Below are 22486 nucleotides of genomic sequence, written 5' to 3' on the forward strand. Positions count from 1 at the left end.
CTGTCTGAGCTAGCCGAGCAGCGGGTCGGCGGCCTTGGCCGCGTCGTCGAGGGCCTGCTCGACCGACTTCTTGCCGAGCAGCGCGGCCTGGATCTCCGGGGCGAGCACGCCCTGGACGTCACGCGCCTTCTCGTTCAGCGGGCCGACGGTGCTGGTGGCGACCTGCTTCTCCTGCTCGCCGAGGACCGGGTCGTCCGCGTAGAGCGCGCCGACGGACTTCTTGGCCGAGAAGAAGCTGGCGGCGACGTCGTACTTCTTGGCGTTCTCGGCGTCCGAGGCGAACGCGATCCACTTGCCCGCCGCCTCCTTGTTCTTCGAGTTCTTCAGCATCGACAGCGAGCCAACGGTGCCGTACCCGATCTGCTTCGTCTCGGTGAAGTGCGGGAGGGCCTGGATGTTCTCCTTGCCCCAGAACTTCTCGATCTCCGCCGGCAGCACGTGCCAGACGCAGCCGACCTTGTTCTGCGCGATGCGGGTCTGCTCGATGGGAGGGAGCGTGGTGAGCAGGCTCTTGTCGACGAAGCCGCCGTCGACGAGCTGCTTGGCGAACGCCAGCGCCTTCCTGCCCTCAGCGCTGTTGAAGGCGACCGACTTGCCGTCCGGGCTGAACACGTCTCCGCCGGCCTGCCAGAGCAGCGGGTAGAAGGTCTGGTTGAGGGTGTTCTTGACGTCGCCCGCGTACGCGGTCACGTCGTATCCCTTGGCCTTGAACGTCGGGGCCATGGCGAGCAGGTCGCTCCAACTGCTCGGGTAGGTGGTCTGGCCGACCTCGGCGAAGACCTTCTTGTTGCAGAGGGGGGTGACCGCGCTGGTCAGCACGGGTGCGCCCATCATCTTGCCGTCGATGGAGACCGACTCCACCACGTTGGGCAGGTAGTCGGCCTTGGCCGCGTCGTCGAGGTACGCGTCGACCGGTTCGATGTTGCGGGCGTACTTGGGCAGCTGGTCGGGGATCAGGTAGACGACGTCCGGTCCCTTGTTGCCGGCGATCGCCGTGGCCAACGCCTGGTCCCGGTTGGCCCAGGGGAAGATCTCGGTCTTGATCTCGACGCCGGGGTTGGCCGCCTGGAACGCCTTGGCGGTCTCGTCCCAGTACGCACGGTGCTTCGCCTCGTCGAAGATCACCGGGTAGATCCACATCGTCACGGTCTTCTTGCCGGAGTCACCGGAGCCGGAACCACCACAACCCGTGGCCGCGAGCGCGGCGACGAGCGCCACCGCCACGGCCGACAGGCTCTTGCGAACACGCATCTCGCATCCTTCCGGGGAGGTCAGGTGGGCAGTACAGTAACTTACGGTCCGGGCCGATACTAGAGCGAAGATGAACCGAGGTCATATCCTCACTGCTCGTACGCTCGGCGACACAGATCAGCCCACGCCCTAAATAGTCAAGGACACCGATGAGTGTTTCCCTCGCCATCGTCGGGGCGGGCAACCGCGGCAGCACCTACGCCGGCTACGCCCTGCGGCACCCCGACCGAGCCCGCGTCGTCGCCGTCGCCGATCCCCGGGCCGCGCACCGGTCGGCCCTGGCCGAAGCCCACCGGGTGCCGGAGAGCGGACGCTACCGGTCCTGGCAGGACGTCGTGGCGCGGCCCCGGCTCGCGGATGCCGTCGTACTGGCCACCCCGGACCGCGAGCACGCCGAACCGGCCGCCCGTCTCGCCGAGCTCGGATACCACGTTCTCCTGGAGAAGCCGATCGCCCCGACCGAGGCGGAGTGCGCGGCGGTCACCGACGCCGCCGAGCGCAGCGGCGTGCTGCTCGCCGTCTGTCACGTCCTGCGCTACACCCGGTACACCGACGCCGTACGAGGATGCATCGAGGCCGGCTCGCTCGGCCGCGTCATCGGGGTCGAACACCTGGAGCCCGTCGGCTGGTGGCACTTCGCGCACTCCTACGTGCGCGGCAACTGGCGACGCGCCGCGGATTCGTCCAGCAGCCTGCTCGCCAAGTGCTGCCACGACCTGGACTGGCTGCGCTACATCGTCGACGACACGCCGGTACGGGTGAGCAGCGTCGGAGGGCTGCGGCACTTCCGGCCGGACCAGCGCCCCGAAGGCGCCGCGGACCGCTGCCTGGACTGCCGCGTGGAGCCGGACTGCCCGTACTCCGCGCGGCGCCTCTACCACGAGTGCCTCGCCGCTCCGGAGCGCCACATCTGGCCGCTGTCCGTGGTGACGCTGGACCTCACCGCCGACGGCGTCGACAGGGCACTGCGCGAGGGTCCGTACGGCCGGTGCGTGTACCGCGGCGACAACGACGTCGCCGACCATCAGAGCGTCACGGTCACCTTCGCCGGTGGAGCCACGGCGACCCTCACCATGAGCGCCTTCACTCCCGCCGGGCACCGCCGTACCCGCGTCATGGGCACGCACGGCTACCTGGAAGGAGACGGTGAGCGGGTGACGGTCACGGACTTCGTCAGCGGCCGTACGGTGGCCACCGACACCCGCGACGGCGGTGCCGACGCCGCCGCCGGTCACGGCGGTGGCGACATGCGTCTGATGGCCGCCTTCGTCGACGCGGTGGCGACCGGCGACCGGGCGCGGATGCGGTCGGGCCCGCGGGAGTCGCTGGACGGCCACCGGATGGCGTTCGCCGCCGAACGCAGCCGACTCACCGGCGGTGCTCCGGTCACCCTCGGGTGACCGGAGCACCCCCCACGGGCGCGGACGGTGAGGAGGCCGACCGGCACCGACCCGGTCCGCCATCAGCCCAGGTCGACCCGGATCAAGTTGGTCCCACGGGTGGTGAACAGCGTGCCCACGCCGTCGGTGACCACCTCCGGAGCGCCGAACCAGGACTGGTTGAGCCCGTCGGCCAGGACGGTGAGCGACGGCTTGCGACGACCGGCATGTACCGCCCACAGTCGTGCCCCGTCGGTGCCGAAGATCCGCTCGTCGATGGCGGCGAGCTTGCCACCGACAGGGCCCACGTCGAGCCGCCACATCACAGTCCGGGTACGCGGATCCAGACCGAACAGTTCGCCCTCGCGGGTCACCCCGACGAGCACCCTGCCGACCAGTTTCAGGTCGACGATCACCCCGCCGGCCGTGGGCTCGACGAGCCAGCTCAGCCGCTGGGTGCGGTAGTCGAAGTATCCGAGCTTGGCGCGCGTCGTCGTCGGGGTGGTGCCGTAGCCGTTGATGACGCTGCCGCCGAGGAACACACCGTGCGGGTCCGGACAGAGCGACTGGACGGTCTGATCCGGCAGGATGCCCCGCCAGGTGTGGGAGCGCCGCCCGTCGAAGATGGTGAGCGCACCCTCCCACCGGCCGTAGTCCGGCTCGGTGGCCATCAGCACCACGCCGCGACGCCGGTCGACGACCAGGGACGTCGGGCGGGTCTGCTCCTGGCCGGGGTCGACCCGGGCGACCTCGGTCGCGACCCGGTCGCCCACCGGAAGGGTGAGGTAGCGGGCCAGGGTGTAGACGCCCATGTGCGTCACCCCTCGCCAGGTGTCCATGTCTTTGGCCTCGCCACCGAAGGGCACCCGGTAGGTGTCGAAGGCGGGCGTGGGCTCGGTGGAGACGACCTGGACGCCGAGGGTGCCTCCGACGACGATCCGGTCACCGGCGTGGCAGAGCGACATCGGTCGTTCCGGGGTGGGCGCCAGTTCCGGGGAACTCATGTCCAGCGCCTCGGTGGTCCGGGTCGTCAGGTCGTAGACGATGCCTCCGGCCCCCTGCACGGCCCAGAGCCGGCCGTCGTCGAGGAAGCCGATTCGCACGTTGGACGCCTCGGCGACCGGCACGCCGACCAGGGTGGGCGTGGTGTCGCCGAGGGTGAAGCGGTACAGCGATCCGCTGGGGCGGGTGGTGTAGAAGATCTCGTCGCCGCGGCTGGTGATGCCGACGACGAAGGAGTCGTCGGGCGTGGACAGGATCTGGTGGCTGTTGTGGTCGCGGGTGTCGACGACCAGGATCTCGGCGGTCGGCGAGATCCCGACCACGAGGTGGTCGCCGGCCAGGTGGCAGACCGCGCCGAAGGTCCGGCCGCGCAGGGCCGCCGGGAGGATGTCGGTACGCGTACCGGTGTCGCGGTCGTAGGCGACGAGGCCGGCGCGCGAGCCGATGCCGCAGTAGACCGTCGTCTCCGTGGCGACCAGGTCGCGGACGTAGGTGTCGTCGGGATCCATCCGGCCGTGGTCGGTCGCCTGCCCGGTGGCCGGGTCGTACTCCCAGAGCCGGGCCGACGGGTACGTGCCGACGAAGATCTTGCCGTCCGGGGACGCCTTGACACTCCACCCGACCTCCTGTCGCAGGTCGAGCACCTGCGTGACCGCGAGGGTGACCGTGTTCACCTTGAACAGCAGGCCCGGGCTGTACGAGCTGACGAACAGTTCCGTGCCGACGGCGTCGATACCCCACAGACCGGGCACCCCGGGGATCAGCGCAGTCTTGGTAATCCGACGTTCGGTCAGGTCGTACGCGGCGACCCGGGTGGGCAGGATCTGCCGGGTCGCGAACCAGATCTCGTTGCCGACGCGGACGCCGTTGCCGAAGTTCAGCACCCGCGAGGCGGGGCCGAGGTCGCTGATCACCACGTCGAGCGGGACGCCGCCGGGGGACGCGTACGCCTCCCGAGGAAATACGGCTCCTGCCGTTACCGCACCGATTCCAGCGAGCGCCGCTCGCCGTGACACAACTCCCGACATTCTTGCCCCTTCCACAGAGACGGCCGCGAACTCGGACCAGTTACGGCCCTGTCCGTTAATGCGACCGACCCTAGGTTCGGGCATCTCCCCCCGTCAACGCCGGTGGGCCCGACGGCACGATCGGACACGCCCTGCGGACCTACGGGTGAACCCTGCCGGTGGCCGTCGATGCCGGTGGCGACGGAGCCTTCCGCACGCCGTCGTCGGCATCGGGACGTGCCGACAGTGTCCCGCTCACCCTCGGCGCGCCACCGGCCGCCTCTCGCCGCGAACCGCGCGGGGCGTCACTCTCCCGCTGCCTGGTCCCGTGCGAGCAGGAGCACGGTAGCGAGCAGTCGTCGCTTCCGGTCCGACCTGGGGCCGAGCGCCGCGCATTTGGTGAATAGGCCGCGGAGCCGGCTGACGAAGGTCGCACGTTCGGCGTCGGTGGCGTGGAAGGCGTTCTGCCGGTAACCAAGGTCCCGGCGTCCCACCGCCCGCGTCCGGGACATGCTCGGCCGGCGGGCTCGCACCGCCACCGCGCCGAAACGGGCGCACCGATCCCGTCACCCCTACATCTTCAGGAACGAGGTCTACCGCAGCCTCGAGCTGCACCTGTCCTACGACCCGGAAACACAAACGGTGCGGGCAAGTGTTGACCTTGCCGCGCACCGTTGGGATTCGGTTCGTGTCCGAGGGCCAACACGGTCGCTGCCCACCCCCGCCGCACCACCATCCGATCCAGCCGCCGTCGCGGTCGATGCAGACCCCGTCGCGCTCCTGCATCACGGTCACCGTGGCGCCCAGATCGACTGGCGGCGTGCAGCTGTCGCAGCATGTCCGCGTTGGTCTGCACGCTCTCGCGGTCCGGCGCACCACCATCGGCCCGGTCAGGACCGATGCGGTGAAAACTGGCGCTAAATGCCGCGAAATGCGCATAAGCTGGGGCTCGCTGAGGATCGAACCAGTTGCCCCGCGGGGCAGCCACACCAGGCCGGAGAAGCTGCCATGACCAGCGTCAAGCTGTCCGTCATCTACTACTCGGCTACCGGTACCGTCCATGCGATGGCCGAACGCCTGGCCGAGGCCGGGCAGAAGGCCGGGGCTGAAGTCCGCCTTCGGCAGTGTCCCGAGCTCGCCCCCGCCGAGGCCATCGCCTCCAACGCGGCATGGAGCCAACACTTCGACCGGACCAAGGACGAGCCGAAGGCCACCGCGGATGACGTCGTCTGGGCTGATGCCGTTCTGTTGGGCACCCCGGTCCGCTACGGCAACGTCTCCAGCCAACTCAAACAGTTCCTGGACACCCTTGGTCCGCAGTGGGTGCAGGGCCTGCTGGCCGACAAGGTGTACGCGGGCTTCACCGCCGCGCAGACGCCCCACGGCGGCCAGGAGGCGACGTTGCTAGCTCTCTACAACAGCATCTATCACTTCGGCGGCATCATCGTGCCGCCCGGGTACACCGACCCATTGAAGTTCGCCGACGGAAACCCCTACGGGGTCTCCCACGGCACGGGCGGCAACAACACCGACCCGCTGACCGAGGTGCAGTTCGCCGCCCTGGATCACCTGGCGCAGCGAGTGGTCCGCCAGGCCGGCAAACGCTGACATCTGAAGGTCGAGACGACCCAGTGAGGCGGAGTCGAGCTGGTCGAGCCCCGTCGGGCAGCACCGGGTTGAGCCGGAGCACGTCGCCGCCGGCCGCGGTGAGGGTCGGCCTGCCGGCGGGCCGGGGCATGGCGCGCCTGCACGCCCACGGCGCCCGCGGCCACGCGGGCAGCGAGTCGTGCGATCTTCATCGGCGAACCCTTCATCGGTGACCAGATCCGTGACTTGTCGTCACGACCATTGCTTCGCCCCGACTCCGGCCGGTGGATGCACCCTCCCTCAACCGAGCTCGGCGACCACCTTCGCGGTGAGTTCGCGGACCACGTCGACCAGCAGGTCGATGTCGGCCTCGGTGGTGCGCCAGTTGACGATCGCCGGACGCAGGGCCACCCGTCCGTCGTGGACGGTGGTGCCGGCGTACACCCGGCCGTCGGCGAGCAGGGCCGCGCCGAGCCGCCGGTTGACCTCGTCGAGCGCCGCTTCACCTACGCCCGCCGGCCGAGCCCGGAAGCAGACGATGCAGAGCGGCACCTCGGCGAGGCGTTCCAGCTCGGGCGTCTCGTCGACCCGGCGCGCCAGGCGCTGGGCCAGGTCGAGGTGCCGTTCCACCATGGACCGGTAGCCCTCCCGCCCGTACGCGGCCAGGGTCGCCCAGATCGGCAGGGACCGGGCCCGGCGGGAGGAGTCCGGGCCGAGCAGGGCGTAGTCCGCGCCCTCGCCCGGTGTCGGCAGGGCGCTGCCCTCCCCCGGCAGGTACGCCGCGCCGGGCATGCCGAACGCGACCGGCAGCCGGGACGGGTCCTTGAGGAAGGCGAAGCCGCTCTCGTACGGCACGTTGAGCCACTTGTGCCCGTCGCCGGCGATCGAGTCGGCGCGTTCCATGCCGGCGACCAGCCCGGCGGTGCGCGGGGAGAGCGCGGCGAAGATCCCGAACGCGCCGTCGACGTGCAGCCAGGCGTTGTGCCGTTCGGCGATGTCGGCGAGGTCGGCCAGCGGGTCGAAGTCACCGGTGTCCACCGCCCCGGCGCTGGCGATCACCACCGCCGGGGCGGCCAGCTCGGCGAGCCGCCGGTCGAGGGCGACGAGGTCGACCCGGCCCGCGCCGTCCCGGGCGTGGATCTCGACGCTGTTGCGGCCGTGCCCGAGCAGTTGCAACGCCTTGCGGTCGCTGGGATGCAGGTAGCCGCCGGAGAGCACCGGCATCCGGGGCAGCCCGGCCAGCCCGTCCGCGGCGACGTCGACGCCGTGCCGCTCGCCCCACCAGTGGGTGGCGGCGGCGAGCCCGGTGACGTTGGCGAAGGTGGCGCTGGTGACCAGCGCGCCGCCGTACGTCGCGGGCAGCCCGAACAGCTCCCGCAGCCAGGTCAGCGCGATCGTCTCGACCTCGCTGGCGAGCCGCGAGGACGCGCGGAAGGCGGCGTTCTGGTCGAGCAGGGCCGCGGTCCAGTCGGCGGCGAGGGCGGCCGGGGTGACCCCGCCGATGATGAAGTGGAAGAAGCGGGGGCCCGCCGAGTGGGTGGCCGCGGCCGTCCCGACCCGCAGCAACCGGTCCAGCGCGGCGGCCGCGCCCGCGCCCCGCTCGGGCAGCGCGCCGCCGTCGGCCGGGTGCCAGAGCTGGCCGAGCAGCGCCTGGCTGTCCGGGTCGTGCACCGGCCGGTCCGCCAACGACGACAGGTACGGCCCGGCCGCCTCGTACACCCGGCGCAGCGCCTCGTCCCCGTCGGCGTCCCGCAGCGGATCGGTCATCGCAGCGCCCTCCTCGGCGGTCGGGTGGCGGTCCTCGGTGCCCGTGGGGCGGCAGCCCTGGGTGCAACGTCATCCCGACGGGAGCCGGCCCGGTCCTCCCCCACCCTGGCACCGGTCGGCCGGGTTCGCGCCGGCCAATTCCGCCGCGGTGGCCCGCGACGTCGTCGACGACGGCGCACCGGACGCCTGGTGACGCTGGCCGGCGGTAAGGGGCGGACGTGAGGGCCGTCATAACGGCTGGACGATCGGCCCGGCCCTGCTGCTAGCCTTCTCGGCAGGTCATGAGCGCCAGCGTCAAGCCCCGGCTCGCTGGCCGGCAACCCTCCTCCACGGTGGGGTGCTCCGGGTGAGGACCAGGCACCGGTGTGGCACCGGTGCAAGCGTGGCCTGGTTCCCAGGTCAGCAATACGGACCCCAGGAGAACCATGTCTGCTGATCTTTTCGCCCCGCCCGTCGGCGGCGCCGTGTCCACGGCCCCGTCCGACGCGCCGGCTGCCGGCCTGATGCTGGTCAAGCGGCGACACGTCGACCTCATGCGGGTCTGCAGCGACGGCTGTCGCCGCCCGACCGCGTAGTCGACGACCCCCTTCTCGTACCACCCGCAGCGGTGTGCCGGTCCGGCACGCCGTCTCCCGGCGCGCCCGTGTGCCCGCCGACCGATCAACCCGGAGACACCTGTGCGATTCCTTCCCGCTCTGTCCAAGGTGGCCGCGCTCGGCGCCGCCGCCGTCCTCGCCGCCACCGCGCTGACCGCCTGCGGCGACGACTCGTCCGAGGCCGCCGACAACCCGTACGGCCTGCTCCAGCCGGGCGTGCTGCGCGCCGGCACGCTGACCGACGCGCCGCCGAACGTGTACCTGAAGGACGGCACGTTCACCGGCTTCGACAACGACCTGCTCACCGCGGCCGCGGCGAAGGTCGGCCTGAAGGTGGAGTTCGTCGGGACCGACTTCTCCGCGCTGCTGTCCCAGGTCAACAACCGCAAGTTCGACATCGGCAGCTCCTCGATCACCGTCACCGAGGCGCGCAAGAAGACCGTCGACTTCGGCAACGGCTACGACTTCGGCTACTTCGGCCTCGACGTGCCCGCCGGTTCCCCGATCACCGGCTTCGACCAGCTCGCCGGCAAGCGGGTCGTCGTCGTGCAGGGCACGGTGCAGGACGACTACGCCACCGGCCGGAACCTCGACCCGGTCCGGGTGCCCGACTACAACGGCGCGATCAACCAGCTCAAGGCCGGCACCGCCGACGCCTGGATCGCCCCCGCCGAGATCGGCGAGAAGTCGGCGGCGGACAGCAACGGCAAGATCACCGTGGCGGCCAAGCAGCTCAGCCCCGCCCCCACCGCGTACGCCTTCGCCAAGGGCAACGACAAGCTGCGCGAGGCCCTGAACAAGGGCCTCGACGAGGTGATCGCCGACGGCACCTGGACCCGGCTCCAGGCGCAGTACTACCCGGGCCGGCCGATCCCGGCCGACTTCACGCCCGGCAGCGGCGCCGTCGCGGTGCCGGCGGCGTCGGCGTCGACCACCTCCTGACGGTACGGATGACGAGCGAGCAGGGCGGACGGGGACGAGACCGATGGACACCTTGAGCACCCTCTGGGAGACCTTCTTCGACGGGGACTCGATGCGCGAGGCGCTGCCCGAGATGCTGACCGTCGGGCTGCCCAACACGCTGATCCTGGCGATCTCCGCCGCCCTGCTCGGCTCGATCCTCGGCATGCTGCTGGCCATCGCCGGCATCTCACGTACCCGATGGTTGCGGTGGCCGGCGCGGGTCTACACGGACGTCTTCCGCGGCCTGCCGGCCGCGGCGACCATCCTGCTCATCGGTGTCGGCCTGGCGCCGCTCGGCATGGAGGTCTGGGGGCCGAACCCGTACCCGTTGGGCATCCTGGCGCTGTCGCTGATCGCCGGCGCGTACATCGGGGAGATCTTCCGCTCCGGCATCCAGAGCGTCGAGGCCGCGCAGCTGGAGGGGGCCCGGGCACTCGGCTTCTCCTGGGGCGAGGCGATGCGGCTGGTGATCATCCCGCAGGGGGTACGCCGGGTCCTGCCGGCCTGGGTCAACCAGCTGATCGCGCTGATCAAGGACTCCAGCCTGGTCTACTTCCTCGGCCTGGTGGCCAGCCAGCGGGAGTTGTTCCGGATCGGCCAGGACTACGCCGCCACCACCGGCAACGAGTCGGCGCTGCTGCTGGCCGGCCTGTTCTACCTGGCGTTGACCGTGCCGCTGACCCACGCGGTCAACTGGATCGACCGGCGGCTGCGCCAGGGACGGTCGGTGACCGTCGACCCCGACGACGACGGCGGGCTGGCCCTGGCCGGCGAGACCGCCCTGCCTCCGCAGACCCCGACCGGGAAGGACCACCGATGACCGGCACCGACACCACCGCCTCGGTCAGCCTGGCCGTCCGGGACGTCCACCTCGCCTTCGGCGCCAACCGGGTGCTGCGCGGCGCCGACCTGGACGTCGGGCGCGGCGGCACCGCCTGCGTGATCGGCCCGTCCGGCTCGGGCAAGTCCACCCTGCTGCGCACCATCAACCGGCTGATCGAGCCGGACCGGGGTGACGTGCTGCTCGACGGGCGCAGCGTGCTGCGTGACGATCCGGACGCGCTGCGCCAGCGGGTCGGCATGGTCTTCCAGCAGTTCAACCTCTTCCCGCACATGAGCGTGCTGCGCAACATCACCCTGGCGCTGCGCCGGATCAGGAAGCTCGCCGAGGACGAGGCCACCGCGGTCGCCCGCGCCCAGTTGGAGCTGGTCGGGCTGGCCGGCAAGGCGGACTCCCGACCTGCGCACCTGTCCGGCGGGCAGCAGCAGCGGGTGGCCATCGCCCGGGCGCTGGCGCTGCAACCGCAGGTGATGCTCTTCGACGAGGCCACCTCGGCGCTCGACCCGGAACTGGTCAAGGGCGTCCTCGCGGTGATGGCCGACCTGTCCGCCGGCGGCATGACCATGGTGGTGGTCACCCACGAGATGGGCTTCGCCCGCGAGGTCGCCGACACCGTCGCCTTCATGGACCACGGCGTGGTCCTGGAGGCCGGGGAGCCGGCCGCGATCTTCGAGGCGCCGGAGCACCCCCGGCTGCGCCGCTTCCTGTCCCAGGTGCTCTGAGCAGCCGCCTGGGCAGCGGCGGACTCCCCGGGCCGGTCAGATCCGGCGGGCGGTGAGCCACCTGTCCGGCCAGTAGCCGACCCCGTCCAGCAGGGGTGCGCCGGAGACGTCACCCATGGTGGGACCGTCGGTCTGGGACCGGCTGGAGATGAACCGGTGGTGCCCGCCGTCGTCGATGCCGAGGTAGATGCCGGAGTGGTCGATCTGGCGGTTCGGTACCGGCTGGGCGTTGAAGAAGACCAGGTCACCGGGGAGCAGCTTGTCGATTCCGCGGGCCCGCTGGCCCGAGTTGGGCATCAGCTGAACACCCGGGCCCAGCTCCGCCATGGCGTACGCCCGGCGCGGAAGACCCTCACCCGGGGTGTTGGTACCGCGCAGCGGATACCCGAGCCGGTGACCGTAGACCATCCGCAGGTAGCCGGAGCAGTCCAGGGCCAGCTTGCGCTGCGGCTCGGGCACCACCGCCTTGCCGTCCAGGAAGGACCAGGGCAGGCCCAGGTAGTCGTAGAAGTCGGAGCGCTCCTGACGGCCGTCGGGGTCCGCCGGGTCCGGCGGCCCGAACGAGGCGTCTCCGGAATACTGCTGCCCCTGGTTGTCCCGCTTCACCGGGGCTCCGTCGATGTACTCGAAGGAGATCGCCAGCACGTCCGGCGAGCGGTCCCGGCGGGCCGCGGCGAACCAGTCGATGAACCACTGCTCCTGTTCGGCGCCGGCCCGCCACGGCTGCGGCGCGAGCCGGACCCACATGTCGGTCTCGACCTTCGCGTCCGTGAAGCTCGGCTCCTCGAACGTCCGGGACGGACCGTAGATGTGCGCGGTCCGCGCGCCGTCGGTCATGACCGCGACCGGCTCCCCCGACGAGTCGATGATCTCCGTACGGTCCGGTTCGGACGACCGCTGGTAGTGGTAGCCCGACGCGCCGGCCGCCTGGCCCTCGGTCGCCTTCGCCAGGCCCAGGGTCAGCTCGCGTTCGTCGGCCGGCGACGGCCGGGCCACCAGGTAGGTGAGCATGCTCGCGGTGATCAGCAGGACGAGCCCGACGACGCTCGACACGGCCGGCCTGCGGAGGTACCTGCGGTAGCTCATTCCTGCTTCTCCTTTCGAAGACGTTTGCCAGGAAGGGTCAGGTCACCGGCACGAAGCCCGCGACCACGCCGCTGTACGTGATGCCGAACGTGATCGCCGTCACGATGACGGTGGCCAGGATGGTCGCCCTGGGCGGCTGGCGCACGAGCTGGTAGGCGATCAGCCCGGGAATCACGAAGCCCAGCGTCTGGTGGGCGAACAGCAGTGGCAGGTCGCGCTGGACGAGCACGAACATGGTCAGTTGCAGCAGGACGCTGACCAGCACGATGGCGGCGAACAGCCGCTTTCCGTACAGGATGATCACCCGGTGCATCAGCCGGGCGATGAGGTAGGTGACGATGGTGACCGCGACCACGATCACCGACTGGAGCTGGTCCTCGATGAGGGTCAACGCGATCCAGCCCGGGGTGATCATGCCCCCGGGCGAGAGGTTGGTGGTCAGGTAACACAGCAGGGCGAACACCAGCCCGATGCCGAGGCTCGCCGTGGCCAGCTGGGCGCTGAGTTCTCCGCCGAACGTCATCAATGGCTCCCTTCTCCGGTCGACGTACGAAGGGTGGAGGCGGAGGGAGAGCCGTCCTCGCAGGTCCAGCCCGGCAGTGTCGCCAGCTGGTGGACCAGCACCTCACCCTGCCCGTGGATGTTCCCGACGGCGACGATCGAGGAGTCGTCCGGGGTCGCCGCGCTCACGCCCTGCAGCAGGCTGTCCGGGTCCGGTTTGCCGCCGAGGTCGACCACGCGGTCCTGCAGGTCCGCGGGCACGGTCGTCCGGGCACTCTTGGTGACCTCTCCGATCAGGACGATGGTCTCCGGTTTCACGCGGCCGCTCAGCTCGCCCATCTGCCCGTTTCGCTCGATCCGGTCCGGCCGGCAATTGATCACCATGGTGAGCGGTCGGGTGATGAGCTGCTGGTCCTCCAGTTGCTGGATGTTCATGAAGGTCGACTCGGGGTCGTTGGCGGCGAAGATGTTCGCGAACCGGAACCGCTTGTCGCCGTGCATCACCCGGGCCACGGAGAGCACGCCCGGGTCGGGCGGCGCCTCCCACATGCCCTTGAGCGCGCTCTGCCGGTCGACGCCCAGTTCGCCGGCGACGGCCAGCGCGATCGCGACGTTCTCCTTGAAGGTGATCCAGCCGAATCCGTTCATCTCGTGGTCGCTGACCGATTCCGGGTCGACCGCGATCAGGCGGCAGTCCCGCCGCTCGGCCTCCTCCTGCAGGATCGCGAGCCGTTCCCGCTCGGCGGTGATGCAGGTGCCGCCGATCGGCATGGACCGGCTCAGCGACCGGGCGACATCGTCCAGCGTCGGCCCCATCTCGGCGAGATGGTCCTCGCGCACGTTGCACAGCACCCCGATGTTCGACCGGATCAGCTTGCTCTGGTTGACCTCCTGCAGCGCCGGCATCACCGCCATGCACTCCATGACCAGAGCGTCCGGGTGGTAGACGGCGGCCCGCCGCACGATGCCGATCTGCTCGACCACGTTGGCGATGCCGAACTTGCGGTGCACCGGCTCCTCGCTGGCGTCCGGAAAGATGAACCGGGCGGCCGTGCCGGTGGTCTTGGCCACGACCACCCGCCCACCGCCGCGCAACGCGCCGGCACAGAGCCGGGTGATCGAGCTCTTGCCCCGGATGCCGTTGACCAGCACCCGGTCCGGAATCATGTTCAGGTTGCGATAGTGGTTACGCTGCTCGACCATCCCCGCGCCGAACAGGGCCACACAGCAGAGGACGAAAACGACGTAGAGGTATACCACGTCAGCTCCTTTCGTCTCGGTCGTCGGCGCGGGTGTCGGCACTCTCGCTGTACCAGAGAGTGGCCCGACCGGCTTCGGGTTGCGGCGGGACCTCGGGGAGGACGACGGTGCGGTCGTCCTCCGTGCCGCGCAGCCGGCTGGCACCGCCCAGCCGGCCGGAGCCGGTGTGCCGGACCTGGCGGCAGACCTCCAGGCACATCGCCAGCGCCCCGATGTCGTCGTGGCGTTGCGGCGAGATCGGCTCCTCCACGTCCCCGTCGCTGATCCGGTCGGCCTGCCCGGCGAGGCGGCGCAGTGGCCGCGCGAAGACGAAGTACTGCCACGTCTGGGTCAGCAGCACCACGCCCGTCGTGGCACCGGCGACGAGCAGCGTCCACCGCCGGCCGTCGCTCTCCGGCAGCCGCAGCCCGGCCAGGTCCTGCTCCACCACCAGCGACCACTTCAGCGGAGCGACGGTGTTCGGCTTGTTCAGACCGGCGGCGGCGATCAGCGCCGGCCTGCCGTCCGGCGTCTTCGCCATACCCACGGTGCCGCCCTTCAGCGCCTCGGACGCGGCGACCCGGGCGGTGCCCTCCAACTGCTGGAAGGCGCGGAAGCCGTTGGAGTCGAAGACGGTACGCAGATCCTCGTCGACGACCCGTACCTGCCCGTCCACCGCCCGGATCATCTCCAGCAGGTAGTCGATGTCGAACTCGCCGACGGTCGCGACGCCGTTGGGAGCGACCCGGAAGGCGTACACCAGCGGCACGCGCGCGGTTGCGCCGTCCAATTCGATGCCGGTCTCACCGCGCAGCGGCTCCTTGCGCAGCGGCTCCCGTCCCGCGGCGCTGACGACCGATCCGTTCGGGTCCATCAGGTAGAGGCTGCGGAAGCGGTGTTTGTCGGCCAGTTCCTGCTTCAGCTGCGGGGCCAGTTGAGCCAGGTCGGGCGTCGACTCCGAGGCCTGGGAGATCCGGGTCACCGTCTGCAGGCCGTTGTTCAGCGCCTTGCCCATCACGTTGCTCGCCGCCTCGGCCCTGCTCTCCTCGTCCCGGACGAGTTGGTTGGGGATCGGCGGCTCAGGTGAGCTCAGCGTGTAGGCCACCGCCGCCGCCGGCCAGAGCAGCGCCACGACGGTGGCCAGGGCCAGGCCCTGGTTCGCGGTCGGTCGCCACCGCCACCGCCAGCGCTTCCGGCCGGCGGTGCCGGACGATGGATCGTCGGACGTGAGGGACAGTGCCCGGGCGATGCGGTGGGCCTCCGCGATGCGCAACGGGAACCGCTTGTTGGGGACCTCACCGCAGGCGTCAGCCTTGGCCCGCTCCAGCAGCGACCGGACGGGGCTGACCAGTGCCAGCCGCATCAGCAGGAAGCTGGGCACCGCCATCGCCAGCAGGGTCAGGCCGAGCAGGAAGCCGTGCAGGGTGGAAGTGCCGCCCGTTTCCTCGGCGACGATGAGGGTCGCCACCGTCGCCCCGGTCTCCCCCACCGGAGCGGAGGAGACGACCAGTTGCTTGTTCAGCCACTCCGTCACCCGGATCGGGTGGCCCTCGGTGGACTGGGACCCGGCCAGCTCCTGGAAGACCACCGGCAGGTGGACATCGGGTACGGCGCTGACCCCCTGCATCAGGGTGCTCTTGCCGTCCGGCGTGATGACGAAGATGCCCTGTCGGGCGTTGGGGTTGAGGCGGAGTTCGTCCACGTCGAGCGGTTGGGTCGCCAGCAGCGTCCGCGAACCGTCCAGCGCGACGCTGCGGACCAGCGTCGGCCCGTCCGGAGTGGTGATCGGGAACGTGTCCTTGGCGGGAAGCGTCGGTGGCAGCAGCTCCATCGGTACGCCGGTGCCGGCGGTGGCCAACGGGCGCCGCGAGGCGGTCTCCACGATCACGGCCCCGGTCCACTCCGTACCGTTGCCCACCACCTGCTTGACGAACTCGGGGTCGGGCGTCGTCGGGGGCCGAGACACGATGCGCTGGTCGAGGTCCTCCACGTAGTGGTTGATGGTCAGCCGCATGCTGGAGGCGACCTTCGACACGTTGTCCCGCTGCGAGTCGACGACGGCCGGAGGGACGCCCCGTTGGTTGTTGATGGCGAACCCGAGCACGATGGCGGCCGCCAGCCCCATGATCGCCCAGAGATACAGCAGTGCCGGCTTACCGGAGCCGGCGGGAAAGCCGGCCGCCGGGAGCTGCTGGTCCAGCGCCCGCCGCCGCCACGGGACCGCCTGCTCCTGGGGTGGGTCGGAGGGCATTGACGGCACGGACGCGCGGCCGCGGAAGGGCTGCTGATCGCGGCCCCGGTCGGGGGCGGGCTGCTCGCCTCCGTTCTTGCTCTTCATGGCGACCCTTCGCTCTCGGCGACATCGGAACTTGCGCGTCATGTCGATCATCGAGCTCGGCAGGGTGAGGAGACTTCACCCGACCGGGATGAACTCGCCGGGGGTCGAATCCGCGTCGCGGCCGCGTCGAGCGGTGGCACCAGCGTGGTGGCCGGCGGGGTGAGGCCGCCTCACACCGCGGAGGTGAACCGGTACGTCAGCGCCCGATCGCGCTGCCGTCCCGGCGCTTGTCCGCCGCGCCGAGAAGCTGGTCGCCGCGTACCTCGATCGCGGTGAGACCGCTGTCCAGTGCGATGAGCCGGGGACACGGATGCTCCCGGACCACGAGTTCGGCCATGATCGCGCTGATCCGCCGGCCCGCTTCGAGTTCGGAAGGCGCCCCGACCGACCCGCCGCACTTGCGCGTGATGTCCTGCCCGCTGAAATGCCCCTGGTCGATGGCCTCGGCCGGCCCCATGCCGTCGACGATCACACCGACCAGCGCCTGGGTCACGTAGTCCGGGATGTGCGAGCCGCCGGCCGCGCCCACCACCAGCTTCAGGTTCCGTCCCTGTTCATCGAGGACGATGGTCGGCGCCATCGACGCGGTGGGGCGCTTGTTCGACTGCATGACGTTCACCGGCTTGCCGGGTGAGACCGACGACGTGTCGGTGAAGTTGTTCATCGCGTTGTTGAGGATCATCCCCCTCGCCTCGATGTGCGCTCCGAAGTGCGTGTTGATGGTGGTCGTCATGGAGATGGCGTCGCCGTCGCTGTCCACGATGCTCACGTTGCTGGTCGGGTCGCCGACGTCGATGGTGCTCGGGACGTCGCCGGTGGGCCCGGGAGGGGTCCGCTCCGGCGGCTCCCCCGGTTTGACCGGGTCGATCGCCCGGTCCGGAGAATAGAGGGAGAAGCGCTGGTCGAGATACTTGCTGTCCAGCAGGCCGGCCGCCGGCACCTTGTGGTAGGCCGGGTCCCCGATGTACGCCCGGCGATCGAAGTTCGCCAGGCGGCTGACCTCGACGAAGAGGTGCATCCGATCGGCCGAGTCCGGCTCGCTCTCGCCGACCTTGCCGCGGTCGAGCAGGCCCAGCATCTCCAGTACGGACACTCCCCCGAACGCGGGCGGCGCCGACGTGCACACCAGCACGCCCAGCACCTTCCGGCACAGCGGTTTGCGTTCGATGGGGGCGTATTCGGCGAAGTCCTCGGCGGTCATGAGAGTAGGGATCACGACCGGTCCGGCGGTGTTTCCCTTCAGCTTGATCGGGCCCTTCGCCGCATGCTGCACGATCGCCGGGGCGATCTTGCCGTTCGGGTCGTAGAAGGCATCCGCCCCGCCGTCCCGAACCTCCCGCAACACCTGCGCGATCTCCGGGTTGCGAATCGTCGTACCCGGCTTCTTGGCCTTGTCGCCGTTGCAGTAACGGGGGCGCAGATCGGGGTAGTTGCAGCGCTTGCGCCCGTTATTGCGCTCGTCGAGCCCACTGCTCAGGGCTTCCGGCATGGGGAAGCCGTCCGCGGCCAGGTTGATGGCGTCGTCGAAGAGCTGGTTCCAGGGGAGATCCCCGTACGCCTCGTGGACGTTCGCGAGCACCCGCAGCGTGCCCGGGACGGCGAACGCCCGGGCCGTCGCCGACGCCGCGTACGGGAAGCGGTCGACGCCGAGCGCCTTGCGCTCCTGCTCGGTGGGACTCATCAGGTTCTGCGGCACGTTCTTCGGTGCTCGGGACATGCCGTCGAAATACCGCACCGTGTGTTTGTCGGGATCCCAGTAGTTGATGAGCGTGCCACCGGTCAGCCCGGAGGCGTGTGGCTCCACGACGGCCAGGACCGCCTGCACGGCCACCGCCGCATCCGCGGCCGTGCCGCCCTTGGCGAGGACTTTGCAACCCGCCTGCACCGCGAAGGGATTGGCCGCCGCCACCATGAACTTCCGACCCACGGCGTCGGCTTCCCGGCCGGTGGTGGGATTCGCGCACGAGTCGGCACGCGCCGCGGCCGTGTTCGCTCCGGTGACCGCTGACGACAGGGCCGGAAAGACGAGCGTCAGCACCAGCGCGGACAGGTAGAAGCGCCGCTTCCGTGCGTACATCCAACAACCTCCCCAGGATTGGTGCCGTGGCCTCGGAACACGGATCTGCTCGGATCGCGTGAGGCCTTCGCCCTGCTGTCCGGTCCGAAGGGACGGCTCCCGCCGTTGGGCTGGCACATTCGGTTGCACGCGGGCACAGTCGTCGACGCACCGACGTGGAAAGGCACCCGACACCGGCATCATGGTGCTCGTTCGGGTGACCCCGCAGGGCATCGCGAGAAGTCGTGGCGGCTGGGACGAAGGTGTCGAAGGTGGCAGCGAGCAGTGCCGCGAACGAACCGCAGCGCCAAATCCACCCAGAGCACCTGACCCTAAGTGACGAATCCGCCCCCGACTGTCTACAGCGTGTTAGCGTCGGAGTGGCGGTGCCTGCTGGCGCATGCGCAGGGGGATGGCCCATCTCGGCCTCGTCATCGCCCAGCTGGCCCACGAGCCCTCGTTGGCGCTCGTCCGACCACCGGCACGACATCCACCCTGAGGAGGAACCGTGCAGGAGAGGTCCGACATCCCAGGACGTACCCGTTGGCGGCGCTTCGCCGCCCTGGCGCTCCCAGCGACCGCGGTCGCCGGCGCGATCGTGCTCGGCATGGCCAACGGCGCCATGGCCGCCTCGTTCGCCGTCTCCGGGCAGACGTTCAAGGTCTCCGCCTCGGAGCTGCGCGGTGAGGGCTTCGTCCAGTACGGCGGCGTCGCCCAGGAGGTCGACGGGACGAGGCACATTGTGGCGACCACCGGTATCCGCAGGGCAGAGCTCTTCGACCTCTGTCAGTCGGTGCGGGTGCCCGGCGCGCCCGCCGTGATCACCATCAACGCCGGCGGCGGCGGCCGGCCGGCCACCGCCAGTGACCTGCTGATCGACGCCGAACAACTCGAGGGTGACGCCCGGTTCACGAACATCCAGATCAACCGGGACGCGTCGACCCTCGAGGGCGGCCCCCCCAACGCGAGGGGTCCCCGGGGGACGTTCGGCCAGCAGGCCGACACCGTCACGATCACGAACCTCCGCCAGGTGGCCCGCTCCACCGAGGCCCGGACGTTCAACCTCACCGGATTGAAGCTGAAGGTCAGAACGGGCGCGGCCGCCAAGGAGTGCTTCTGAGCTGACCACCGCCCCGCTCACCGTGTGGCGGGGGCTGCGCGCTCGACCCCTCACTCGGCAGGAGGCATGGGTGGACAACGGCGAACCGCGGAACGCCCGGCCGGAGCGGCTACGCGACCTGCGCGGCTTCCGCCGCTGGCGGCGGACCCGACCATTCTGGGGCGGCCTGTTCACCGCACTGGCCGGTCTGCAGATCTTCGGCACCACCCAGATGTCGCTCGCCGGTCTCACTCTCCAGACGGGGACGACCGGCTTCCTGTCCTGGCTGATCCCCGCCATCCTGGTGACCTGTGGGCTGCTGATGTGGTTCAAGCCCCCACACCGGGTCCTCTACGCCGTGGTCGCCGCCGTGACCGCGCTCTTCTCGCTGATCGGGGTGAACCTCGGCGGCTTCTTCGTCGGTCTGCTTCTCGGCCTGCTCGGCAGCGCCCTCGGCTTCGCCTGGACGCCGAACACCCCGCCGAGCGCCCCGCCGGCCGGCGAGGCAGGGGCGCCCGACGAGCCGGCGGACGACGCGAGCGGGCCCGACGAGGCCGCGAGCGACCGGACGGCGCGGCCCGGGACGCCGGAGGACGGGCCGGGACCGGACCAGCGCCCGGCCGGTACGGGAGCTGACCTGTCGGCCCCCGACGCTGCCCCCAGCACGGGCAGCCGGCCCTCGTCGACGAACTGATGTTCGGCCGGGACAGCCTGGGGCTGCACCTCACCCGGCCGTCGCCCGGCGCGTACCAGGAGTCCGCTGCGGCCCCGCGGCTCTGGCCAACCGAGCGGACGAAGCCCGAGCAGCCGGGTTCCCCGCAGCGCGGCCTACGGTTCGTCGCGGCGCTGGTGGGGCTGCTCGGGATCTCCGCCACCGTGACGCTCGTCGCGCCCGGCCCGGCGCGGGCGTCGGCCGTACCCGCCCCGGCTCGGGACGGACCCACCTGCCCGACCGAACCGGCGCCGGCCGGGCCGGCCGGTTCGTCCTCGATCAGCCCGAGCGGGTACGCCACGGCGAACCGGAACATCCTCGCCCTCAGCGGCCTCGGCCCGTTCCACGGGGGCCAGAGCGACGAGGAGGCTGCCGGGACGCAGCCGGAGCATGCGGTCGCGCCCGGTCCGCCACCGCCCGCGACCCTGCTGGCCGCCAGCTCCGGGCCGATCGTCCTGGCTCTCGACTGCGCCCGTCCCGAGCCGACCCCGACCGCCCCCGGGGCGGGGAGAACCCTGCCGCGGATCCCCACCGACCCCGGCCAGCCGCTGGTGGCAAAGAGCCCGGTCCACCTGACCGGTTCCGCCATGACCATGACGAGGCTGCGGATCGAGGGGATCGTCGAGCTGCCCACCGCCGGCGGCACCCTGCGGGCCTTGAAGTTCAGCATGGATCGGGTGATGACCGACGACGCCCGGCTGCGTACGCCCGGCCCGGCCGGCCGCACCGTGCGGGTCGCCACCGATCAGCTGACGCTCAGCGGCGAGGTCGCCGTCTACGCCACCCGTTTCGTCGGACGAATCCTGGGCGTGACGATCACCCTGAGCCCGGACCTGCCGCTCCCCCCGGGGATCGCCACCACCTCGCCGGGCCCGGTCACGTTCAGTGGCGTGGCTGTCGACCTGGCCTTCCTGGAGGGCAGCTCGCTCACCGCCCGGCCGGCGCTGAAGCTCAGCGTGAACTGACGACCCGCGAGGTGTGCTCAGGGCCGGGCTGGACACGTCAGATCCGCAATCCTCAACCCCGGCGCGGTCGGGGCCAGCGACGCCCTGCGGCACCGTGGCTCACGCACCCACCTGACTGCGACGGCAGGCCATTCGGAAGCCACCACGAGGCGGTGGGCGGCCCGATTGCCCTATCCGCCGCCACGGACGTCAGTGCGACGCCCCGGCTCGATGACCATTCCACCCGTCAACGCAGGCCGGCCCGTCGGACCTCGCGGACGGCTACGACAACCCACGCGGCCTGGCCTATGCCGCCCAGAATTCATCAGCAGGGGCGCTGCCCGCGTGCGACGACCGGCACCGAGATCACTTCCGTCGCACCCGGTCCCACCGCCACCTTTCGCACCAGCCTGCGCGCGCCCCGAGCCGCTTCTACTCGTCCTGCGGGATTTCCGCGCGTGATTGGGCAAAGCCGGCCGGAACCCCCGCTACTCGGGTAGTGTCGCGCGTTTTCGCAGACCAGGCCCGGGTAAGCGGCGGGCGAAGCCGGTAAGACCAGTCGAGGGGAGCATCACCATGAATTCCCTGTGCCGTAAGAGCGTGCTGTCCGTTGCCGTGCTGGCCAGCGGCGCCTTCACCGGTTCGGCGATCGCCGCTCAGGCGTCCGCCGATCCGATGACACCGTCGCAACCGGCACAGGTGCAGAGCGTGCCCGCCTCCGTCGACCAGCCTCCGCCGCCGCCCGCGCCCCCGCCGGCGCCTCCGCCGCCGGAGGATGGTCAGCGGGTGCTGCACTACGACTATCAGCGGCAGCCGAACGAGTACTACTGCGCACCCGCCGCGACCCGGATCGCCCTGTCCACGCAGGGCAAGGTGGTGAGCCAACGTGAGGTCGCCGACAAGCTGGGCACCACGCAGGCCGGCACCGACTCGGTCGACGCCACCACCCGCGTGCTCAACGAGATGACCGCCGGCGGCTACGAGACCACCGAGATCGAGGGCGCCGAGGCAGACCCGCAGCAGGAGGCCGAGCTGCGCACCGACGTGGTGGAGGCGGTCGACGCCAACCGGGGCGTGGTAGCCAACATCATGGGCACCTCGGTCGACACCGAGGGCAACCGCTACTCGTACGAGGGCGGACACTATCTGACGATCGTTGGATACCGCGACGGCGGTGACACCATGAAGGTCGCCGACCCGTACGACCCGACGAAGACCTACTGGATGACCGACGACAAGCTCGCCGACTGGATCGCCGCGCGCGGCTACTCGAGCTAGTGCGGTGTCCACTAACGTTCACCGGGTGTCCGGTGGGTGTTGTGGATCCTCGCCGGGTGGGCGAGCGACTCCCCACCGGGTGGTGGGGCGGGCCTCCGCGGGCCAACTGATCCTCGCG

18 protein-coding genes and 1 riboswitch are annotated in these 22486 nt (G+C 70.7%); of the genes, 10 read left to right on the top strand and 8 right to left on the bottom strand.

Annotated features, from left to right (window positions below):
* Nucleotides 1-9: 9 nt before the first annotated feature.
* Nucleotides 10-1251 (bottom strand): sugar ABC transporter substrate-binding protein, encoded by a 1242-nt coding sequence (locus tag M2302_RS21630; protein ID WP_280839679.1) that lies wholly within the window; start codon nt 1249-1251, stop codon nt 10-12.
* A gap of 149 nt (nt 1252-1400) precedes the next feature.
* On the opposite strand from M2302_RS21630, the gene M2302_RS21635 reads away from it, so the two are divergent.
* Nucleotides 1401-2651 (top strand): Gfo/Idh/MocA family oxidoreductase, encoded by a 1251-nt coding sequence (locus tag M2302_RS21635; protein ID WP_280839680.1) that lies wholly within the window; start codon nt 1401-1403, stop codon nt 2649-2651.
* Nucleotides 2652-2713: 62 nt separating this feature from the next.
* Here M2302_RS21635 and M2302_RS21640 read toward each other — a convergent pair whose 3' ends face one another.
* Entirely contained in the window at nt 2714-4546 is a 1833-nt protein-coding gene (locus tag M2302_RS21640) for a hypothetical protein (RefSeq protein WP_280839681.1), read from the bottom strand.
* Nucleotides 4547-5647: 1101 nt separating this feature from the next.
* Between M2302_RS21640 and wrbA the strand changes: the two genes are divergently transcribed.
* Nucleotides 5648-6247: an NAD(P)H:quinone oxidoreductase type IV gene (wrbA, locus tag M2302_RS21645; RefSeq protein ID WP_088962270.1), complete on the top strand. Its 600-nt coding sequence runs from the start codon at nt 5648-5650 to the stop codon at nt 6245-6247.
* 279 nt (nt 6248-6526) lie between these two features.
* Here the strand turns inward: wrbA and M2302_RS21650 are convergent, their stop codons facing one another.
* Entirely contained in the window at nt 6527-7993 is a 1467-nt protein-coding gene (locus M2302_RS21650; protein WP_280839682.1) for a pyridoxal-dependent decarboxylase, read from the bottom strand.
* A gap of 277 nt (nt 7994-8270) precedes the next feature.
* Nucleotides 8271-8382, top strand: a riboswitch (SAM riboswitch).
* 36 nt (nt 8383-8418) lie between these two features.
* Here M2302_RS21650 and M2302_RS21655 point away from each other — a divergent pair.
* The 4 genes from M2302_RS21655 to M2302_RS21670 all read left to right on the top strand — a co-directional run bounded on the left by M2302_RS21655 (nt 8419) and on the right by M2302_RS21670 (nt 11115).
* Nucleotides 8419-8568, top strand: a complete 150-nt coding sequence (locus M2302_RS21655; protein ID WP_280839683.1) for a hypothetical protein — start codon at nt 8419-8421, stop codon at nt 8566-8568.
* Between the two features lie 102 nt (nt 8569-8670).
* Nucleotides 8671-9531 (top strand): ABC transporter substrate-binding protein, encoded by an 861-nt coding sequence (locus M2302_RS21660; RefSeq protein WP_280839684.1) that lies wholly within the window; start codon nt 8671-8673, stop codon nt 9529-9531.
* A gap of 43 nt (nt 9532-9574) precedes the next feature.
* Nucleotides 9575-10372 (top strand): amino acid ABC transporter permease, encoded by a 798-nt coding sequence (locus M2302_RS21665; RefSeq protein WP_179804698.1) that lies wholly within the window; start codon nt 9575-9577, stop codon nt 10370-10372.
* Nucleotides 10369-11115 (top strand): amino acid ABC transporter ATP-binding protein, encoded by a 747-nt coding sequence (locus M2302_RS21670; protein WP_280839685.1) that lies wholly within the window; start codon nt 10369-10371, stop codon nt 11113-11115. The genes M2302_RS21665 and M2302_RS21670 overlap by 4 nt, the downstream gene beginning before the upstream one ends.
* Before the next feature lie 36 nt (nt 11116-11151).
* On the opposite strand, the gene M2302_RS21675 is transcribed toward M2302_RS21670, so the two are convergent.
* The 5 genes from M2302_RS21675 to M2302_RS21695 form a co-directional block, all read right to left on the bottom strand.
* Nucleotides 11152-12201 (bottom strand): NlpC/P60 family protein, encoded by a 1050-nt coding sequence (locus M2302_RS21675; RefSeq protein ID WP_280839686.1) that lies wholly within the window; start codon nt 12199-12201, stop codon nt 11152-11154.
* Nucleotides 12202-12238: 37 nt separating this feature from the next.
* Complete coding sequence (locus M2302_RS21680; protein ID WP_280839687.1) at nt 12239-12724, bottom strand: poly-gamma-glutamate biosynthesis protein PgsC/CapC; 486 nt, start codon at nt 12722-12724, stop codon at nt 12239-12241.
* Nucleotides 12724-13962: a poly-gamma-glutamate synthase PgsB gene (gene pgsB, locus M2302_RS21685; RefSeq protein ID WP_280839688.1), complete on the bottom strand. Its 1239-nt coding sequence runs from the start codon at nt 13960-13962 to the stop codon at nt 12724-12726. Before pgsB ends, M2302_RS21680 begins: the two co-directional genes overlap by 1 nt.
* Nucleotide 13963: 1 nt before the next feature.
* A complete protein-coding gene (locus M2302_RS21690; protein WP_280839689.1) occupies nt 13964-16279 on the bottom strand; it encodes a HAMP domain-containing protein in 2316 nt (771 codons plus the stop codon).
* A gap of 196 nt (nt 16280-16475) precedes the next feature.
* Nucleotides 16476-18539: a gamma-glutamyltransferase gene (locus M2302_RS21695; RefSeq protein ID WP_280839690.1), complete on the bottom strand. Its 2064-nt coding sequence runs from the start codon at nt 18537-18539 to the stop codon at nt 16476-16478.
* A 304-nt stretch (nt 18540-18843) separates the two neighbouring features.
* Here M2302_RS21695 and M2302_RS21700 point away from each other — a divergent pair, with 304 nt between their 5' ends.
* The 4 genes from M2302_RS21700 (at nt 18844) to M2302_RS21715 (ending at nt 22368) form a co-directional block, all read left to right on the top strand.
* Nucleotides 18844-19455 (top strand): DUF6230 family protein, encoded by a 612-nt coding sequence (locus M2302_RS21700; RefSeq protein ID WP_280839691.1) that lies wholly within the window; start codon nt 18844-18846, stop codon nt 19453-19455.
* A 70-nt stretch (nt 19456-19525) separates the two neighbouring features.
* Nucleotides 19526-20128, top strand: a complete 603-nt coding sequence (locus M2302_RS21705; protein WP_280839692.1) for a DUF6114 domain-containing protein — start codon at nt 19526-19528, stop codon at nt 20126-20128.
* Nucleotides 20128-21111, top strand: a complete 984-nt coding sequence (locus tag M2302_RS21710) for a hypothetical protein (RefSeq protein ID WP_280839693.1) — start codon at nt 20128-20130, stop codon at nt 21109-21111. Before M2302_RS21705 ends, M2302_RS21710 begins: the two co-directional genes overlap by 1 nt.
* A gap of 555 nt (nt 21112-21666) precedes the next feature.
* A complete protein-coding gene (locus tag M2302_RS21715; protein WP_280839694.1) occupies nt 21667-22368 on the top strand; it encodes a C39 family peptidase in 702 nt (233 codons plus the stop codon).
* The last annotated feature ends 118 nt before the right edge of the window (nt 22369-22486 follow it).

This window comes from Micromonospora sp. A200 (assembly GCF_029893845.1).
Taxonomy (GTDB): domain Bacteria; phylum Actinomycetota; class Actinomycetes; order Mycobacteriales; family Micromonosporaceae; genus Micromonospora; species Micromonospora purpureochromogenes.

What these genes read in the sequence shown, in the direction of transcription:
- M2302_RS21630 (WP_280839679.1), bottom strand. Translation starts at nt 1,251, where the DNA reads ATGCGTGTTCGCAAGAGCCTGTCGGCCGTGGCGGTGGCGCTCGTCGCC.
- M2302_RS21635 (WP_280839680.1), top strand. Translation starts at nt 1,401, where the DNA reads ATGAGTGTTTCCCTCGCCATCGTCGGGGCGGGCAACCGCGGCAGCACC.
- wrbA (WP_088962270.1), top strand. Translation starts at nt 5,648, where the DNA reads ATGACCAGCGTCAAGCTGTCCGTCATCTACTACTCGGCTACCGGTACC.
- M2302_RS21650 (WP_280839682.1), bottom strand. Translation starts at nt 7,993, where the DNA reads ATGACCGATCCGCTGCGGGACGCCGACGGGGACGAGGCGCTGCGCCGG.
- M2302_RS21655 (WP_280839683.1), top strand. Translation starts at nt 8,419, where the DNA reads ATGTCTGCTGATCTTTTCGCCCCGCCCGTCGGCGGCGCCGTGTCCACG.
- M2302_RS21665 (WP_179804698.1), top strand. Translation starts at nt 9,575, where the DNA reads ATGGACACCTTGAGCACCCTCTGGGAGACCTTCTTCGACGGGGACTCG.
- M2302_RS21670 (WP_280839685.1), top strand. Translation starts at nt 10,369, where the DNA reads ATGACCGGCACCGACACCACCGCCTCGGTCAGCCTGGCCGTCCGGGAC.
- M2302_RS21675 (WP_280839686.1), bottom strand. Translation starts at nt 12,201, where the DNA reads ATGAGCTACCGCAGGTACCTCCGCAGGCCGGCCGTGTCGAGCGTCGTC.
- M2302_RS21680 (WP_280839687.1), bottom strand. Translation starts at nt 12,724, where the DNA reads ATGACGTTCGGCGGAGAACTCAGCGCCCAGCTGGCCACGGCGAGCCTC.
- M2302_RS21690 (WP_280839689.1), bottom strand. Translation starts at nt 16,279, where the DNA reads ATGAAGAGCAAGAACGGAGGCGAGCAGCCCGCCCCCGACCGGGGCCGC.
- M2302_RS21695 (WP_280839690.1), bottom strand. Translation starts at nt 18,539, where the DNA reads ATGATGCCGGTGTCGGGTGCCTTTCCACGTCGGTGCGTCGACGACTGT.
- M2302_RS21710 (WP_280839693.1), top strand. Translation starts at nt 20,128, where the DNA reads ATGTTCGGCCGGGACAGCCTGGGGCTGCACCTCACCCGGCCGTCGCCC.
- M2302_RS21715 (WP_280839694.1), top strand. Translation starts at nt 21,667, where the DNA reads ATGAATTCCCTGTGCCGTAAGAGCGTGCTGTCCGTTGCCGTGCTGGCC.